The sequence below is a fragment of the Roseomonas sp. AR75 genome (assembly GCF_005222815.1).
Classification (GTDB): domain Bacteria; phylum Pseudomonadota; class Alphaproteobacteria; order Acetobacterales; family Acetobacteraceae; genus Falsiroseomonas.
On the sequence record NZ_STGB01000002.1, the window covers coordinates 400,611 to 415,641 of the forward strand.

14 protein-coding genes are annotated in these 15,031 nt (G+C 71.4%); 4 read left to right on the top strand and 10 right to left on the bottom strand.

The window, feature by feature from the left end:
- Positions 1 to 13 precede the first annotated feature (13 nt).
- Both E4T13_RS09840 and E4T13_RS09845 read left to right on the top strand, forming a co-directional pair.
- Positions 14 to 988: a tripartite tricarboxylate transporter substrate binding protein gene (locus tag E4T13_RS09840; protein WP_137178094.1), complete on the top strand. Its 975-nt coding sequence runs from the start codon at positions 14 to 16 to the stop codon at positions 986 to 988.
- 106 nt (positions 989 to 1,094) lie between these two features.
- On the top strand, positions 1,095 to 2,990 hold the full coding sequence (locus tag E4T13_RS09845) for a hypothetical protein (protein ID WP_137178095.1): 1,896 nt from the start codon (positions 1,095 to 1,097) through the stop codon (positions 2,988 to 2,990).
- Between the two features lie 41 nt (positions 2,991 to 3,031).
- Here E4T13_RS09845 and E4T13_RS09850 read toward each other — a convergent pair whose 3' ends face one another.
- Both E4T13_RS09850 and E4T13_RS09855 read right to left on the bottom strand, forming a co-directional pair.
- Positions 3,032 to 4,033 (bottom strand): tripartite tricarboxylate transporter substrate binding protein, encoded by a 1,002-nt coding sequence (locus tag E4T13_RS09850; protein ID WP_137178096.1) that lies wholly within the window; start codon positions 4,031 to 4,033, stop codon positions 3,032 to 3,034.
- An 81-nt stretch (positions 4,034 to 4,114) separates the two neighbouring features.
- Entirely contained in the window at positions 4,115 to 5,290 is a 1,176-nt protein-coding gene (locus E4T13_RS09855; protein ID WP_137178097.1) for a diaminopropionate ammonia-lyase, read from the bottom strand.
- Positions 5,291 to 5,444: 154 nt separating this feature from the next.
- Between E4T13_RS09855 and E4T13_RS09860 the strand changes: the two genes are divergently transcribed.
- A complete protein-coding gene (locus tag E4T13_RS09860; RefSeq protein WP_137178098.1) occupies positions 5,445 to 6,707 on the top strand; it encodes a Coenzyme F420 hydrogenase/dehydrogenase, beta subunit C-terminal domain in 1,263 nt (420 codons plus the stop codon).
- A 1-nt stretch (position 6,708) separates the two neighbouring features.
- On the opposite strand, the gene E4T13_RS09865 is transcribed toward E4T13_RS09860, so the two are convergent.
- The 6 genes from E4T13_RS09865 to E4T13_RS09890 all read right to left on the bottom strand — a co-directional run bounded on the left by E4T13_RS09865 (position 6,709) and on the right by E4T13_RS09890 (position 12,142).
- Positions 6,709 to 7,134, bottom strand: a complete 426-nt coding sequence (locus tag E4T13_RS09865; protein WP_137178099.1) for a thioesterase family protein — start codon at positions 7,132 to 7,134, stop codon at positions 6,709 to 6,711.
- Positions 7,131 to 7,478 (bottom strand): acyl-CoA thioesterase, encoded by a 348-nt coding sequence (locus E4T13_RS09870; protein WP_137178524.1) that lies wholly within the window; start codon positions 7,476 to 7,478, stop codon positions 7,131 to 7,133. The genes E4T13_RS09865 and E4T13_RS09870 overlap by 4 nt, the downstream gene beginning before the upstream one ends.
- Positions 7,479 to 7,547: 69 nt before the next feature.
- The gene (locus tag E4T13_RS09875) at positions 7,548 to 8,675 is read right to left on the bottom strand and encodes a M20 family metallopeptidase (protein WP_137178525.1); all 1,128 of its coding nucleotides are present in this window, start codon (positions 8,673 to 8,675) and stop codon (positions 7,548 to 7,550) included.
- A gap of 51 nt (positions 8,676 to 8,726) precedes the next feature.
- Complete coding sequence (locus E4T13_RS09880) at positions 8,727 to 9,698, bottom strand: tripartite tricarboxylate transporter substrate binding protein (protein WP_137178100.1); 972 nt, start codon at positions 9,696 to 9,698, stop codon at positions 8,727 to 8,729.
- A gap of 115 nt (positions 9,699 to 9,813) precedes the next feature.
- Complete coding sequence (locus tag E4T13_RS09885; RefSeq protein WP_137178101.1) at positions 9,814 to 10,698, bottom strand: fumarylacetoacetate hydrolase family protein; 885 nt, start codon at positions 10,696 to 10,698, stop codon at positions 9,814 to 9,816.
- A 10-nt stretch (positions 10,699 to 10,708) separates the two neighbouring features.
- Entirely contained in the window at positions 10,709 to 12,142 is a 1,434-nt protein-coding gene (locus tag E4T13_RS09890) for an amidase (protein ID WP_137178102.1), read from the bottom strand.
- 65 nt (positions 12,143 to 12,207) lie between these two features.
- Between E4T13_RS09890 and E4T13_RS09895 the strand changes: the two genes are divergently transcribed.
- Positions 12,208 to 13,107, top strand: coding sequence for a polysaccharide deacetylase (locus E4T13_RS09895; protein WP_137178103.1), 900 nt, complete (start codon positions 12,208 to 12,210; stop codon positions 13,105 to 13,107).
- A 42-nt stretch (positions 13,108 to 13,149) separates the two neighbouring features.
- Here the strand turns inward: E4T13_RS09895 and E4T13_RS09900 are convergent, their stop codons facing one another.
- A complete protein-coding gene (locus E4T13_RS09900) occupies positions 13,150 to 14,130 on the bottom strand; it encodes a tripartite tricarboxylate transporter substrate binding protein (RefSeq protein WP_170984908.1) in 981 nt (326 codons plus the stop codon).
- A 136-nt stretch (positions 14,131 to 14,266) separates the two neighbouring features.
- Positions 14,267 to 15,016, bottom strand: a complete 750-nt coding sequence (locus E4T13_RS09905; RefSeq protein ID WP_137178105.1) for a YebC/PmpR family DNA-binding transcriptional regulator — start codon at positions 15,014 to 15,016, stop codon at positions 14,267 to 14,269.
- Positions 15,017 to 15,031 lie beyond the last annotated feature (15 nt).

Consider the following 15,031-nt stretch of genomic DNA (forward strand, 5'->3'; position numbering starts at 1 on the left):
AGAGGGACGCATCATGCACATCACACGCCGCCAGGCGCTCGCCACGACGCTCCTGCTTACCGCCGCGCCGCGGCTGGCGCGAGCACAGGCCTGGCCGAGCCGCAGCGTCCGCCTCATCGTGCCCTACCCGCCCGGCGGCGCCAGCGACATCACGGCGCGGCTGCTGGCGCAGGAACTCGGCAGCGCGCTCGGCCAGTCCTTCGTGGTGGAGAATCGCGGCGGCGCGGCGAGCATCACCGGCACCCAGGCGATCGCGACCGCCGCACCCGACGGCACCACCTTCGGCGTGGTGGACACCGCGTTCCTGGTGAACCCCGCGCTGCTGGGCACGCGCCTGCCCTACGACACGCTGCGCGATTTAACCCCGGTCTCGCTGCTGGTGCGCGCGCCGCTGGCGCTCGTCGTGCCCGCCTCCGCGCCGTGGAGAACTGTGGCGGAGCTGGTGGCGGAGGCGAAGGCGAAGCCCGACAGCATCGCCTTCGGGTCGGCCGGCAACGGCACGGCGGTGCACATGGCCGGCGAGCAGTTCCGCCAGGCCGCCGGCATCACCTATGTCCATGTGCCCTATCGCGGCGGCGGGCCGATGATCACGGACCTGCTGGCCGGGCGCGTGCATATGGCCTTCGGTACTGTGCCGGCCATCGCCGGGCATGTGCGCGATGGCCGCCTGCGCGCGCTGGCCATCACCGGCGCCACGCGGGCGCCACTGCTGCCGGATGTGCCGAGCATGGCGCAGGCCGGATTCCCGCAGGTGGATGCGGCGCTGATCAATGCGCTCATCGGCCCGGCGGGCCTGCCCGATGCGATCGTGGATCGGCTGGCGAAGGCGGCCGCCGACATCGTCGGCGCAGCGGCGATGCGCACGCGCCTGGCCGAGATGGGCTTCGATCCTGTCGGCGGCACGCCGGAGGCGCTGCGCACGGTTATCGCGACGGACATCCCGCGCTGGGAGCAGATCGTGCAGAAGGGCGGCATCCGCCCTGATTGAAAATATGCGACGGATATCGCCCGGAGGGCTCTAGCAAAATTTACTAGACTTCTGATACAGCCTCCGAACGGCCCGTCCGGTATCAAGGACGCAGCCCGGGAGGCCGATGGACCGCGTCGCCTACTCGCCGCCAGTGGTGACGCCCTGTCCGGCGGCGCCCACTTCCCCCGCCGCGCAGCGCGCCGGGCGGCTCCGGCGCGTCCTGCCCGATGCCGGGCTGCTGGCCCTGGCACTGCTGCAGCTCTGGCCGTTCCTCGGCGCATTCCACCAGACGGCGGACGACAATTTCTGGCAGTTCGCGGTGCTCAGCGCGATGGACCGGCCCGCCATCACCTGGGAAGAGACCCGCAAGCTGGCGGAGTTCCAGGGGCGGATCGGCATGTTCCTCGCCATGCCGCTGGTGCTGCTGGGGGCGATGATGCCGGAATATGCCTGGACACGCCTGCTGGTCGTCGTGCTGTTCGGCGCGAGCCTGCTCGCCTTCGGCCATGTGCTGGCGCTGTATTTCCGGGTGCCGCTGACGCGGAGCGCCTGGCTGGCCATGCTCTGCCTTGCGCCGATGGCAGCCTTCCATCTGCCGCCCAATTCCTATCCGCTGATGATCACGCTGCCGCTCCTGGCGCTCTGCCTCGTCCATGTCGGACTGGCGGCGGAAGCGTGGCGCGGATGGCGGCTGTCGGCGGCCTTCGTCGTGCTCTTCGCGCTGACGCTGATGCTGGAATACGCCTTGGTGGAGGCCGCGGGCCTCGCGCTCATTGCGCTGATTGCCGCTTCGCCCGGCACACGGCGCCGACTGCTCTGGCGCCATGGCGCGGTGCTTGCCACGGCGGCGGCCGTCTATCTCGGCTACCGCCTCGCTTTCCCGAGCCAGTATCCCGGCAATGCGCTCGCCGGCTTCTCCTGGCGGGACGTGCTCTCGATGCAGGTGCAGCACCTGTTGGGCGGCATCGCCCTGTCACACGCCATTTCCCAGCCGATCGGCCGTACCGACCTCGCCCTTGCCGCCCTCGCCTTCCTGCTCGCCGCGGCTGCGGGCGGGCGACTTCTGCCCGGCCTCGCGCGCGTTCTGCCGGCGCGCAAGGGCCTCGCCATCCTTCTGGCATGCGCCGGCTGGGCAGCCCTGACCACGCTGCCGCATGCGCTGACCCCGAAATACCAGGCGTGGTGCCAGGCCGGCGAATGCATCTATGTCGATTCGCGTATCGCAGCGCTGGCGGCCGGCGCGGCGCTTGCCGTGACAGTCGCCCTGGCCTTGCGCTGGCTGCAGCGCCGGACGCGACTGCCCGCGCCGCTGGCCTGGCTGGCCTGCGGGCTGCTGGCGGGCGCGGCCAGCGCCAGCACGCTGCTGCACAATCGCGCCGCCGCGCGGGAGATGGCGGCGCGCGAACGGCCCTTCGAGGTGATGCGCCTGGCCAACTGCCATGGCTGGGGCGAACCGGCGGTGCTGGCTGCCGCGATGGCCTCGTCCACGAGCTGGCATCCCGAACTCGCCATCGGGCCGGACGCGCATCTGCGGCTCTACGCCGCGCGGCTGCACCGTCTCGGCCTGTCCTGCTCGGCCATGCCCTTCACGCCACGCTTCGGGGCGGTGGAGCGCCCGGGTTGGGTCCGCTGGGTGGTCGGCGCGCCGGACGGCTACTGGTCCGTCGGCGAAGCGGGCGTGCTGCTCGTGGCAGGCTGGCCGGGAAGCTCGGGCACCATCCTCTCCCTCGGCGGCTTCGTGCCGCAGGGGAGTGCGCCGCAGCACGCTTGGCTCGGGATGAATGGCGGGCCGGCCTGCAGCGTGGTGCTCGGCGCGGCGCCCCGCCCGGTCTTCGTGCCTGCCGCTGGCGGCCGGCCGCACCTGATCCTCGTGACAACGCCCGACGCCTTGAGCCCTGCCGAGGCCGGGCTGGGCAGCGACCAGCGCCGGCTCGGCGCGCGGATCGTCGAGGCGCATCCCGCACCGCCGGGCGATCCGCCGCCGGGCGTGCTGGACCTCGCCCGCTGCCCGGCCGATTGAAGCCGCTCCGGGAAGGGCCGTGCCCTTCCCGGGCGCCTGCCTCAGTTGGCGCGGATACCGGCGGCGCGGACCACGGGCTCGAGCGTGTCCATCTCGCTCTTCAGATAGGCCGCGGCATCGGCGGGGCTGCCATTGCCCACCACCTGCATCGCCAGGCCCTTCAGCCGCTCCTGCACGTTCGGCAGCTGCACCGCGGCGTTCACCGAGCGGTTGATGGCGTCCACCACCGGCTGCGGCGTGCCGGAACGCACCATCACCATGTGCCAGGTATAGGCCTCGTAGCCGGGCACGCCCTGCTCGATGAAGGTCGGGATTTCCGGCGCCAGCGACGACCGCTCCTTCGTGCTGATCGCCAGCGCGCGCAGCTCGCCCGAGCGCGCATAGGGCAGCGCGGAGGCGGCGATGTCGAAGATCATCGGGATGCGCCCGGCCAGGATCTCCGGGATCGCGGCGGAGGAGCCGCGGAACGGGATGTGGTTCACCTTCAGCCCGCCCGCCTTGTGCAGGAACAGCTCGGTCGCGAGATGCACCGCGCCGCCATTGCCGGAGGAGGCGTAGTCGTACTTGCCGGGATTGTCGCGCAGCAGCTTCACCAGTTCCTGCACGTTGCGCGCCGGGAAGTCCTTGTTCACCAGCAGGATCACCGGCACCTGGCCGACCAGCGTGACGGGCGTGAAATCGGCCACCGGATCGAAGGGCAGCCGCGCGAACATCGGGCGCAGCACGGCATGCGCGACCGTGGTGTAGAGCATCATCGAGCCGTCCTGCGGCCCCTTGGAGACCATGTCGGTGCCGATCACCACGCCGGATCCGGTGCGGTTCTCCACGACGATGCGCTGCGGCAGCGCCTTCGACATCTCCTCCGCGATCATGCGCGCGGGCACGTCGGTGGGGCCGCCGGCGGCGAAGGGCACCACCATGCGTACGGGCTGGCTCGGCCAGGTGCCCTGCGCGGCCGCCGGACGCAGGCCGAGCGCCGGGGCGGTGAGCGCGCCGGCGCCGAGGGCGAGCAGGTGCCGGCGGGGCAGGATGATGCGAGTCATGGCGTGTTGCTCCCTGTCCGACGCAGGGCGCCGGCCCGATGTTTCTGATGGGCCACGGATTGGGGAAGCCGCCGGCCCCTGTCAACCGGCGCCGGTCTCGCTGCCTACAAGTTGTGCATAGGTCTCGGGATCGGTGGCGCCTTCCGTGCCGAACAGCAGCACGCGGCTCTCCGCATCGAGGCCGAGCATGGCGCGCGACAGCGGATCGCGCGCGGCGAGCAGCAGCGCGGCGAGGCCCGCGACCGCGCTCTCGCCGGCCACCACCTTCGACCGGCGGCGTGCCAGCAGGCGCATGCAATCCACCGCGCTCTCATCCGGCACCGCCATGAAGGCGAAGGCGCCGCGCTCCAGCTCCTGCCAGGCGAGCAGGCTCGGCTCGCCGCAGGCCAGCCCCGCCATCAGCGTGTCGAGTTCGCCCTCAACGGTCGTAGGCTCGCCCGCCTCGGCGGAGGCGAGCAGGCAGGCGGCCTTCTCGGGCTCCACCACCACCACCTTCACAGCCGCGCCGTAGCGCGCGCGCATCTGCACCGAGACGGCGGCCGCGACCCCGCCGACGCCGCCGGGGACGAAAGCGTGCGTCGGCGGCGCATCGAGCTGGTCCGCGGCCTCGTCCGCCATCAGCCGATAGCCCTGCATCACGTCGCGCGGCACCTCCGTGTAGCCGGGCCAGGAGGTGTCGGAGACGACGAACCAGGCCTCGCGCTCGGCCTCATGCGCGCAGGCGCGCACGGCGTGGTCGTAGGTGCCGGGCACCACGCGGATCTCCGCGCCGTAGCGCGCGATGGCATCGCGGCGGCCCTGGCTGACGCCTTCATGCACGAAGATCACGCAGCGGCAGCCGAAGCGCTGCGCGCCCCAGGCGACGGAGCGGCCGTGGTTGCCGTCGGTCGCGCAGGTGACGGTGATGTCCCGTGCGGCGTCGCGATGCGCGCCCTGTTCGAGTTCCGTGGTGGTCGCGTTGTTGGCGACGCCGCGGCGGGCGAGTTCGGTGATGAGAAGCCGCGCGACGGCATAGGCGCCGCCCAGCGCCTTGAAGGAGCCGAGGCCGAAGCGCCCGCCCTCGTCCTTGTACATCACGGCGGCGACGCGCGCCGACTTCGCGACGTCGTCGAGCGGCACCAGCGGCGTCGGCGCGTAGCCCGGCCAGGATTCGATCTCCGCGCGGGCGCGGCGGAAATGGCCGTCGGGCAGCACGACGACGCCGGGCGTGCCGTGGCGGCGGTTCAGGATCAGGCGATAGGGGCGGTCGGGGATCATGGCGGCGGAGAGTGGCGCGGGGCGCGGCCTGCGGGAAGCGCGACCCGCCAAGCTTCGCTCGGACGGAACGAAGTTCGTCGCGAGATCAGTCGCTTGGGTGGCCACCCTGCCTCGGCTGGCGCCACCGCACGGCACCGCCTAGCCTCGGGGCCGCATGCCCGATGACAGCGCGGCTCCGCCGCCCGGACCCTGGACGCCCCCGCTCGCCGCGCCGGCGCCGCGCGCGCTGTGCACGGATTGCGGGCTGTCGCGCACCGCACTCGCCAAGGCCTGCGGCCAGGCCTGCCAGTTCCTCCGCCCCGACTACGACGCGCTGGAGCGCCAGGTGCATGGCCGCGCGCGCGATCCGGACCGGCCGGACGAGCTGCATTTCGGCCCCTTCCGGCGCATGCTGCGGGCCGGGCTGCGCGCGCCGCTGCCCGGTGCGCAATGGACGGGCATCGCGAGCCGGCTCGGCGAGCGCCTGCTGGAGACGGGCGCGGTGACCGCCGTGCTGGCCATGGCAGCCGATCCGGCGGATCGCTGGAAGCCGGTGCCGGTGCTGGTCACGCGCGCGGCGGACATGGCGGCGTGCCGCGGCATGAAGATGGGGTTTGCGCCGCTGCTGGCGCTGCTGGAACCCGCCGCCGCCGCCGGGCATCGGCGCATCGCCGTGATCGGCATCCCCTGCCAGGTGCATGCGCTGCGCGCGCTGGAGCGGCAGCTTGGGCTGGAGCGGCTGTATGTGATCGGCACGCCGTGCTCCGACAACACGACGACCGAGATGTTTCATACGTTTCTCGACCTGCTCGACCCCGAGCCCTCCTCCATCACCTATCTGGAATTCCGCGCCGACTACCAGGTTGAGCTTCGCCATGCGGATGGGCGCGTGCGGACCATTCCGTTCCTGCAGCTGCCGATCAGCAGGCTGCCGCCCGACTTCTTCCCGCTGACCTGCCGCACCTGCGTGGACTACACCAACGTGCTGGCCGACATCACCGTGGGCTACATGGGCGGCACCGGCGCGCAATGGCTGGTGGTGCGCAACGAACGCGGCGAGGAACTGCTGCGCCTGATCGAGCCGGAGCTTGCGTTCTCCGCCCCTGTCTCCGCCGGCAAGCGGGCCGGCGCGGTGAAGGGCTTCATCGCCAACACCGCGCGCGCCGCGGGCGGCCTGCCGCTGCGGCGGATGCCGGGCTTCCTGCGTCCCCTGGTCGGCTGGCTGATGCCGAAGATCGGGCCGCGCGGCCTGGAATTCGCCCGCGCGCGGGTGGAGATGAAGGCGTCGGAGACCGTGCTGTTCCTGCGCCACGCGGCGCCGCGACGTCTGCGCAGCATGGTGCCGGCCCATGTCTGGCGCCTGGTCGCGCCCTATGGCCTCGCTCCGCGGCCGGGAGAAACGCCCGGCTCCGGCCGCGCGCCGGAGCGCGACGGCTGAGCTATCCTTCCGCCGCGCCTTCGCCCAGCAAGGTCTCGCGCAGCTCCGCCCAGAGCGGCACCTTCTCCCCGGTGTCCTGCCGCGTGATGACGATGACCGCGCGGGCGGTGCAGCAGGCCTCGCCATCCTTCAGCAGCGCATACTCGTGCACGAAGGAGGTGCGGCGGAAGCTGGCGACGCGGCAGGCCAGCGTGACCTCGTCGTTAAAGCCGACGGCGCGCAGGTAGCGCACCTCGATCTGCCCCACGACGGGACCGGCGAATTCCGGCGAGACGGGCCGGCCGCTCAGCGCCTGCCAGTGATCGACGCGCAGATCCTCGAACAGCGTCAGATAGGCCGCGTGGTTGACGTGGCCATACATGTCGCATTCCGCCCAGCGGATGCGATGCGGGCGTTGGATGGCCCAGGGCGGGCTGGCGTCGCTCATGCCGCGGCTCCCTCTGGCGGTACCGGGCGCGGGCGGCGCGCGGCGTCGATGGCGACGAAGGTGAACACCGCCTCCGTCACCAGGTTGGCGGCGTCCGAGGCGCGCTCGCGCCGCCACGCCTCGATGTCGATGCGCATGGAGGTGCGGCCGACATGCACGATGCGGCCATGGATCGAGACCTCGTCGCCCACCAGCACCGGCGAGTGGAAGACGATCGCATCCACCGCGACGGTCGCGACGCGGCCACGCGCGCGGCGGCCGGCGGCGTTGCCGGCGGCCAGGTCCATCAGCCCCATCAGCCAGCCGCCGAAGATGTCGCCATTCGGGTTGGCGTCGGCGGGCATGGCGATGGTGCGCAGCAGCGGCGCCTCGTCGGGCGGAGCCAGGCGCGGGGTGCTGCTCTTCGCCACGGATCAGATGCCCGCCTGGTCCAGTCGCAGGATGGCGCGCGCGAGCGCCTGCGCACGCGGCACCAGGCTATCCAGCTCCAGGTATTCCTCGGGGCTGTGCGCCTTGCCGCCGACGGGGCCGACGGCGCAGAGCGTCGGCGCGCCCATCGCCGCGGTGAAGCCGGAATCGGCGCAGCCGCCGGAGAAATTCGCCACCGCGTCGAAGCCGCTGTCGCGGGCGGCATCGTGATACAGGCGATAGACGCGCTTCGACGCCTCGTCCTGCGTCAGCGGCAGGAACTCGCCGCGGATCGTCATCGTCGCGCGCGTGCCGGGGATGAAGGACTTCGCGATGATCGCCTCGATCTTCGCCATCACCTCGTCGCGGTCGGCGGGCTCGACATAGCGCAGGTCGATCTGGCCCTGCGCCCAGGGTGCGACGGTGTTCACGCTCTGCCCACCCTGCACCAGGCCGACATTCAGCGTGATGCCGCGCTTGAGGTCCGTCAGCGCGTGGATCGCGGTGATCTTCGCGGCGAGCTCGCCGATGGCGCTGATGCCCTGCTCGAAATTGCCGCCGGAATGCGCCGCCTTGCCCTCGATGTCGAAGATCATGAAGACACCGCCCTTGCGGCCGGTGACGACGCCCTTGTCCGGCCGGCCGGGCTCGCTGTTGAACACCACGCGCGCGCCGCGCGCCTCCGTCTCGATCACCGGGCGGCCTTCGGGGGAGCCGATCTCCTCGTCGCCGGTGAAGAGGCCGACCACCGGGCCCGGCGCGCCGCCGAACTTCTTGAAGGCCGCCATGACGAACATGTTCATCACGAGGCCGGCCTTCATGTCGGCCACGCCGGGGCCATAGGCGCGGTCGCCCTCGATGGTGAAGGGGCGGCGTGTCGGCTCGCCCTTCGGAAACACCGTGTCGCGATGGCCCATCAGCAGGATGTTCTGGCGCGCATTGCCGCGCGGCGCGCCGCCCTCGGCGTCCACCGTCGCGCGCAGGCAGTCGCCGTAGCGCTCCTGCCGCACCACTTCCAGCCTGATACCGTTGGCGGCCATGAAGCGCGCGACCTGCGCGCCGACGGCATCGACGCCGGCCTTGTCGTAGCTGCCGCCGTCGGTGTCCACCATTTCGCGCAGCGTGGCGATCATCGCCTGCTTCTGCTGTGCGAGCCAGTCGAGAATCTGCTGTTCCACGCCGTCCTACTCCACCTTGCCGATCTTCTCGACGGCGCGCAGCAGCCGCGCGCTGTCATCCGCGAAGAAGCGCTGGAACTCCGGCGCGTCGAGATAGGCGACGGGCGCGCCCGCCGCGGTGAAAGCGCGCACCAGGTCCGGGTCTCGCACCGCCTCGCCCATCGCGGTGCGCAGCTTGGCGATCACCGGCGCGGGCGTCGCGGCGGGGGCGAAGAGACCGGCCCAGATGTAGAACTCGACGCCGGAGAACCCCTTCTCCATGAAGGTCGGTACGTCCGGAAAGGCCGCCACGCGCTCCTTCCCCCAGCAGGCGAGCACGCGCACGCGCCCGTCGCGCACATGCTGCGTCAGCGTGCCGGGCGCGGAGGCCATCGCCTTGGTCTGCCCGGACAGCAATGCGGTGATCGCCGGGCCGGCGCCGCTGAAGGGCACGTGCAGCAGCCGGATGCCGGCGGCGTTCGTGAACATCTCCATCGCCACGTGCAGCGTACCGTAATTGCCGGAGGAGCCGTAGGGGATGTTCCCGGGATCGGCCTTCGCCGCGGCGATGAACTCCTCCAGCGTGCGCCACGGCGTGGAGGCGGAGACGGCGAGCATCGTGGGATCGGCGTTCACCAGCGCGATCGGGGCGAACTGGTCCACCGTGTAGGGCGGCGTGCGGCCGAACAGCTTCTCGGCCTCGGGGATCACGGCCAGCGAGGACAGCGCCATCAGCAGCGTATAGCCATCGGGCGCGCTGCGCGCGACGAAGGCGTTGCCGATCGCGCCCGCCGCGCCGCCGCGATTCTGCACGACAACGGGCTGGCGCAGGATCTTCTCCAGCGCCGCGGCGGTGGGACGCGCGGCAAGGTCGGCTTGGCCGCCGGGCGGAAAGGCGACGACCATGGTGATGGCGCGGGTTGGGTAATCGGTCTGCGCCTGCGCGGCGGTCGCGAAGGGCAGCGCGGCGGTGGCGGTGAGAAGCGTGCGGCGGTGCATGTGCGATTTCTCCCTGTTGCTTGGTTGGTCTCGTTGCGCAGCGGGCTTCCCCCACCCCATCCCTCCCCCGCAAGTGCGGGACAAGGAGGCGCCTGGGCGGGAGAGGTCGCGCGCGTCAGGCGACGGCGTTTTCGAGAACGCCGATGCCGGTGACCTCTATGCGGATCACGTCGCCCTTCTTCAGGAACTTTGGCGGGTTGAAGCCGATGCCGACGCCGACCGGCGTGCCGGTGGCGATCACGTCGCCGGGCTCCAGCGTGATGGCGGCGCTGATCGCCTCGATCAGCGTGGGAATGTCGAAGATCAGGTCGGAGACCGCGGCCTTCTGGCGCTGCTCGCCATTCACCCAGGTGGTGAGCACCAGCTTCGTCGGGTCCGGCACCTCGTCGGCGGTCAGGATCGCCGGCCCCATCGGGCAAAATGTGTCGAGGCCCTTGCCCAGGATCCACTGGCTGTGGCGCTTCTGCAGGTGCCGCGCCGTCACGTCGTTGACGATGGTGTAGCCGAACACATGCTTCAGCGCGTCGGCCTTCGCGATGCCGCGCCCGCCATGGCCGATCACCACGGCAAGCTCGCCCTCGTAGTCGAGACCGCCGGTCGGATCGACGTCGCCGAGGATCGGCTCGCCGGTCGCGATGATCGCCGTGTGCGGCTTGGAGAACACCACGGGGAATGGCGGCACCACGTCCTTCGCGCCGCCATCGAAGCCCGATCCGGCGAATTCCTTCGCGTGCTCGTGATAGTTCTTGCCGACGCAGAACACGTTCTTTGGCGTGCGCGGGATCGGCGCGCAAAGCTTCGCGTCCGCGACCTTCGGTGCCTTCGCCACCGCCGCACGCAAGCGGTCGAGCATCGCGGGCTCCGCGCCGGCAACGTCCAGCATCGTCTCTCCGCGGATCGCCGGCTCCACCGCGCCGAGGTCGAGCACGGCGCCCTCCGCGTCGAGCGCGCCGATTTCGTACTGCACCCGCCCCGCCCGCTTGAACGTCACCAGACGCATGCTTCGCCCCTCAATGGATTTCCGTCCTGCCGCGCATCTGCACTTTTTCGGCCGGCTCCGCCAGGGGCAGGCTGGCCGCGCGCTCGATTGCGCGGGCGGCGCGCAGTGCGATGTCGTCGCGGTAGAGCGCGGCCGCCACCTGCACCGCGCGCGGCATCCCCGCCTCGTCGAGGCCGATGGGCACGCTGATCGCGGGCTGCCGCGTCAGGTTGAAGGCGAAGGTCCAGGGCGCCCAGTCGCGCCACAGCGCCTCCATCGGCTTCACCGTCGGCGCATCGGCATCGAAGGCGGCGGTCGGCGTGGCGGCGGTCAGCACCAGGTCATAGCGCTGGTGGAAGCGCGCCATGCGGTGCGCGCATTCGATGCGCAGCATGTCGGCGCCGAGGAAATCGGGCGCGTGCATCATCTCGTTCTTCTCGCGCACCTCGGCGAGGCCGGCATCCAGCAGGTGGCGCTTGTCCTCCGGCGTCTGGTCCCAGATGCGGGCAAGCGCCACGCCCCAGACGCGGGAGAAGATGGCGCGGGTATCCGGCAGGTCGGGATCGGCTTCCTCCACGATGGCGCCGGCCTCCTCCAGCAGCTTCGCCGCCACCTGCAGCGCCGCCGCGCCTTCCGCGTCCAGCGGCGGGTCGAAGCCGAGGCGGCGGACCAGCGCGACGCGCATCCCCGCGACGCCCTGTTCGATGCCCTCGCGCCAGTCGCGGCGATCGTCCGGCAGCGAGACCGGGTCGCGCAGATCGTGCCGCGCCATGGCGGAGAACATCAGCGCCGCGTCGCGCACCCCGCGCGTCATCGGCCCCGCGACGGCGACGGCGGAGAAGGCGCCATGCGGCCATTGCGGCACGCGGCCGTAGCTCGGCTTCATGCCCACCAGGCCGCAATAGGCGGCGGGGATGCGGATGGAGCCGCCGGCATCGGTGCCGATATGCAGCGGCCCGAAGCAGGCGGCACCGGCGGCCCCTGCCCCGCTGGAACTGCCGCCCGGCGTGCGCTGCGGGTTCCACGGATTGCGCGTGATGCCGTGCAGCGGGCAATCGCCCGGCGACTTCCAGCCGAATTCCGTCGTCGTGGTCTTGCCGATGATGACCGCGCCCTCGGCCTTCAGCCCGATGACCGCGGGCGCGTCCTCCGTGGCCGGCGTCGCATCCGTGGTGCGGCTGCCGCGGCGGGTCGGGAAGCCCGCCATGTTCAGCAGGTCCTTCACCGTGCAGGGCACCCCGTCGAGCAGGCCGAGCGGGCGCCCTGCCGCCCAGCGCGCCTCGCTCTCCCCGGCGGCGCGCAGCGCGTGCGGGTTCATCGCGGCGAAGGCGTTCACCCAGGGATTGTAGCGCGCAACGCGCTCCGTCACGGCCTTCAGCGCTTCCACCGGCGAAAGCGCGCGGCGGGCATAGAGGTCCAGAAGCTGCTCGGCGCTCATCAGCGCCGGATCTGTCGGCTGGGTCATCGGGGGCTTCCGGCATCGGCCACGGGGCGGCAGCATGGCGCCCCCTCCACGGCAGGAAAACCCCGATGACCCAACTCCCGGAAAACCCTTGGGAATGGTCCGAGCCGCAATGGCGCGAGATCGTCGGACGCGCGCGGGCGGGGCGGTCGCTGGCGCCGAAATCCTGGCCGGGCGGGGCGCGCTGCGCCGTCAGCCTCTCCTTCGACGCGGACCACGAGACCATCCCGCTGCGCGATTCGGACCAGAGCCCGATGCGCATCAGCCAGGGGCAGTACGGCAACCGCCAGGGCGTGCCGCGCATCCGCGCGCTGCTGCGCAGGCACGGCGTGAAGGCGAGCTTCTTCTACCCCGCCGTCTCCGCCCTGCTGCACCCGCGCGAGGTGAAGGAGGTGGCCGATGAGGGCCATGAGATCGGCATCCATTCCTGGATCCACGAGGCCAACACCAAGCTTCCGCCGGGCGTGGAACGCGACCTGACGCTGCGCGCCGCCGACGTGCTGGAGAAGACCAGCGGCCGCCGCCCCGTGGGCATGCGCACGGCGAGCTGGGATTTCTCGGTCGACACGCTGCCGATCATCCGCGAGCTCGGGCTGCTGTACGATTCATCGCTGATGGGCGACGACGATCCCTATGAGCTCGAGGAGCAGGGCCAGCCGACGGGCATCGTGGAACTGCCGCCGGAATGGATCCGCGACGACGCGCCCTATTTCAACTTCGTGCGCTTCTCCGCGCTGCGCCCCTACACGCCGCCTTCGGGCGTGGAGGAGATCTTCCGCGCGGAGTTCGACGGCGCGCTGGCGGAAGGCGGGCTGTTCCTGTTGACCATGCACCCGCATGTCATCGGCCATCGCAGCCGCATCGCGATGCTGGACCGGCTAGTGGAATACATGAAGGCGCAGCCCGGCGTGTGGTTCGGCACGCATGAGGAGGTGGCGCGCTGGTGCAAGGATCAGGCGAAGCTCTGAGGGCAAGCTCTCCCCCGCATTGCGGGGGAGAGTGCAAGGGCTTCAGCCCACCACGATGTTGAACTGCCGCGCCACGGCGGTCCATTCGCCGATCTCCTGGCGCATCAGCGCCACGAAATCGGGGCCGGCCGGGAAGGCCGGGTTGCGCGGCAGGGTCTGCAGGTCGGTCAGGCGCGCCATGATGTCGGGGCGCGCGATGATCGTCGGCATCAGCGCGGTCAGCCGCTCCGCGATCGGGGCGGGCAGGTTCTTCGGGCCGGAGAGGCCGAGCCACTGCGCGGAGGTCAGCTTCGGATAGCCGAGCTCGGCGAAGGTCGGCACGTTCGGGAAGGCCGGCAGGCGCTGCGGCGTGGAGACCGCCAGCGCGCGCAGCGAGCCGTCCTGCATCTGGCGGACATTGGTGGTGATCGGGTCCACCATGGATTCGATGTTGTTCGCCAGCAGGTCCTGCATCGCCGGCGCGCTGCCGGCATAGGGCACATGCTCGAGATTGGGCGCGCCGGCCTCGGTGGACAGCATCGCGCCGAGCAGGTGTGGCGCGGAGCCGATGCCGGAGGAGCCGTAGCGCACGGGCCGCGTCTTCGCCGCGGTGATGTATTGCTCCATCGTCTGGAAGGGCGAGTTGCCGCGCACCAGGATGACGTTCGGCGCCTCGACCAGGTGCACCATGTGGGTGAAGTCGTTGATCGGGTCGAAAGGCAGCGTCGGGCGGGTCGCCGTGGCGAAGACATGCACCGAGGCATGACTGACCAGCAGAGAGTAGCCGTCCGGCGCCTGCTTGGCGGCGAAGTCGGTGCCGATCACCCCGCCCGCGCCGGCGCGGTTCTCGACCAGCACCGTGGCGCCCAGCGCCTGGGACATGTGCGGCGCCATCAGGCGCGCGACGGTGTCAACCAGCCCGCCCGGCGGGAACTGGGCGATCAGCCGGATGGTCCGGTTCGGCCAGGCGGCCTGGGCATGGGCCAGCGACGGCGCGGCAAGGGCGCCGGCCGCGAGGCCGAAGAGATGGCGGCGATTCAGCATGTCTGCACTCCCGGCGGTCATGCGGTCCGCGCGCTGCACATTTCCCGGGCGTAACGCACGGGCAACAGGGCAGGCGGCGGCCGCACGGCCGGGCGCAAAGCAAGCGGCGTGCCGAGACGTCCCCGGCCACCCCGTGTCAGGCGGTCAGCTTCTCCATCGCCGCCTCGTCCACCTCGAGATTGGCGAAGACCTGCTGCACGTCGTCGTGGTCATCCAGCGCGTCGAGCAGCTTCATCACCTCCGCCGCCTTCTCCTCGTCGAGCGTCAGGGTGGTGGAGGGCCACCATTCCAGGCGGGCGGCCTCCGCCGTGCCGAACCTGGCTTCCAGCGCGTCGCGCACGGCGGCGAAATCCTCGACGGTGGTGCTCACCTCGTGGCCATCCTCGGTGCTCTCGGCATCCTCGGCGCCGGCCTCGATGGCGGCTTCCAGCATGGTGTCGGCGTCGGCAGCGGAGGCGGGGTAGCGCAGCACGCCCTTGCGCTCGAACTGGAAGGAGACCGAGCCGGTCTCGCCCAGCGCGCCGCCGCCCTTGGCGAACATGGACCGCAGGTCGCCGCCGGTGCGGTTGCGGTTGTCGGTCAGCGCCTCGACGATCACGGCGATGCCATGCGGGCCGTAGCCCTCGTAGCGGACCTCCTGGTAGTCCTCGCCGGCGCCGCCCTGGGCGACGCGCTTGATGGCGCGGTCGATGGTGTCGCGCGTCATGTTGGCGGTCAGCGCCGCCTTCACAGCCGCGCGCAGCCGCGGGTTGTGCGCGGGGTCGGGCAGGCCGGTCTTGGCGGAGACGGTGATCTCGCGGATCAGCTTGCCATAGGCGCGGGCGCGCTTGGCACCCTGCACGGCCTTGCGGTGCATGACGTTCTTGGCGTGCGAATGGCCGGCCATGGCCAGGTGGCTCCG

What these genes read in the sequence shown, in the direction of transcription:
- E4T13_RS09860 (WP_137178098.1), top strand. Translation starts at nt 5,445, where the DNA reads ATGCCCGATGACAGCGCGGCTCCGCCGCCCGGACCCTGGACGCCCCCG.
- E4T13_RS09900 (WP_170984908.1), bottom strand. Translation starts at nt 14,130, where the DNA reads ATGCTGAATCGCCGCCATCTCTTCGGCCTCGCGGCCGGCGCCCTTGCC.
- E4T13_RS09870 (WP_137178524.1), bottom strand. Translation starts at nt 7,478, where the DNA reads ATGCCCGCCGACGCCAACCCGAATGGCGACATCTTCGGCGGCTGGCTG.
- E4T13_RS09905 (WP_137178105.1), bottom strand. Translation starts at nt 15,016, where the DNA reads ATGGCCGGCCATTCGCACGCCAAGAACGTCATGCACCGCAAGGCCGTG.
- E4T13_RS09880 (WP_137178100.1), bottom strand. Translation starts at nt 9,698, where the DNA reads ATGCACCGCCGCACGCTTCTCACCGCCACCGCCGCGCTGCCCTTCGCG.
- E4T13_RS09855 (WP_137178097.1), bottom strand. Translation starts at nt 5,290, where the DNA reads ATGATCCCCGACCGCCCCTATCGCCTGATCCTGAACCGCCGCCACGGC.
- E4T13_RS09865 (WP_137178099.1), bottom strand. Translation starts at nt 7,134, where the DNA reads ATGAGCGACGCCAGCCCGCCCTGGGCCATCCAACGCCCGCATCGCATC.
- E4T13_RS09885 (WP_137178101.1), bottom strand. Translation starts at nt 10,698, where the DNA reads ATGCGTCTGGTGACGTTCAAGCGGGCGGGGCGGGTGCAGTACGAAATC.
- E4T13_RS09875 (WP_137178525.1), bottom strand. Translation starts at nt 8,675, where the DNA reads ATGATCGCCACGCTGCGCGAAATGGTGGACACCGACGGCGGCAGCTAC.
- E4T13_RS09895 (WP_137178103.1), top strand. Translation starts at nt 12,208, where the DNA reads ATGACCCAACTCCCGGAAAACCCTTGGGAATGGTCCGAGCCGCAATGG.
- E4T13_RS09850 (WP_137178096.1), bottom strand. Translation starts at nt 4,033, where the DNA reads ATGACTCGCATCATCCTGCCCCGCCGGCACCTGCTCGCCCTCGGCGCC.
- E4T13_RS09890 (WP_137178102.1), bottom strand. Translation starts at nt 12,142, where the DNA reads ATGACCCAGCCGACAGATCCGGCGCTGATGAGCGCCGAGCAGCTTCTG.
- E4T13_RS09840 (WP_137178094.1), top strand. Translation starts at nt 14, where the DNA reads ATGCACATCACACGCCGCCAGGCGCTCGCCACGACGCTCCTGCTTACC.
- E4T13_RS09845 (WP_137178095.1), top strand. Translation starts at nt 1,095, where the DNA reads ATGGACCGCGTCGCCTACTCGCCGCCAGTGGTGACGCCCTGTCCGGCG.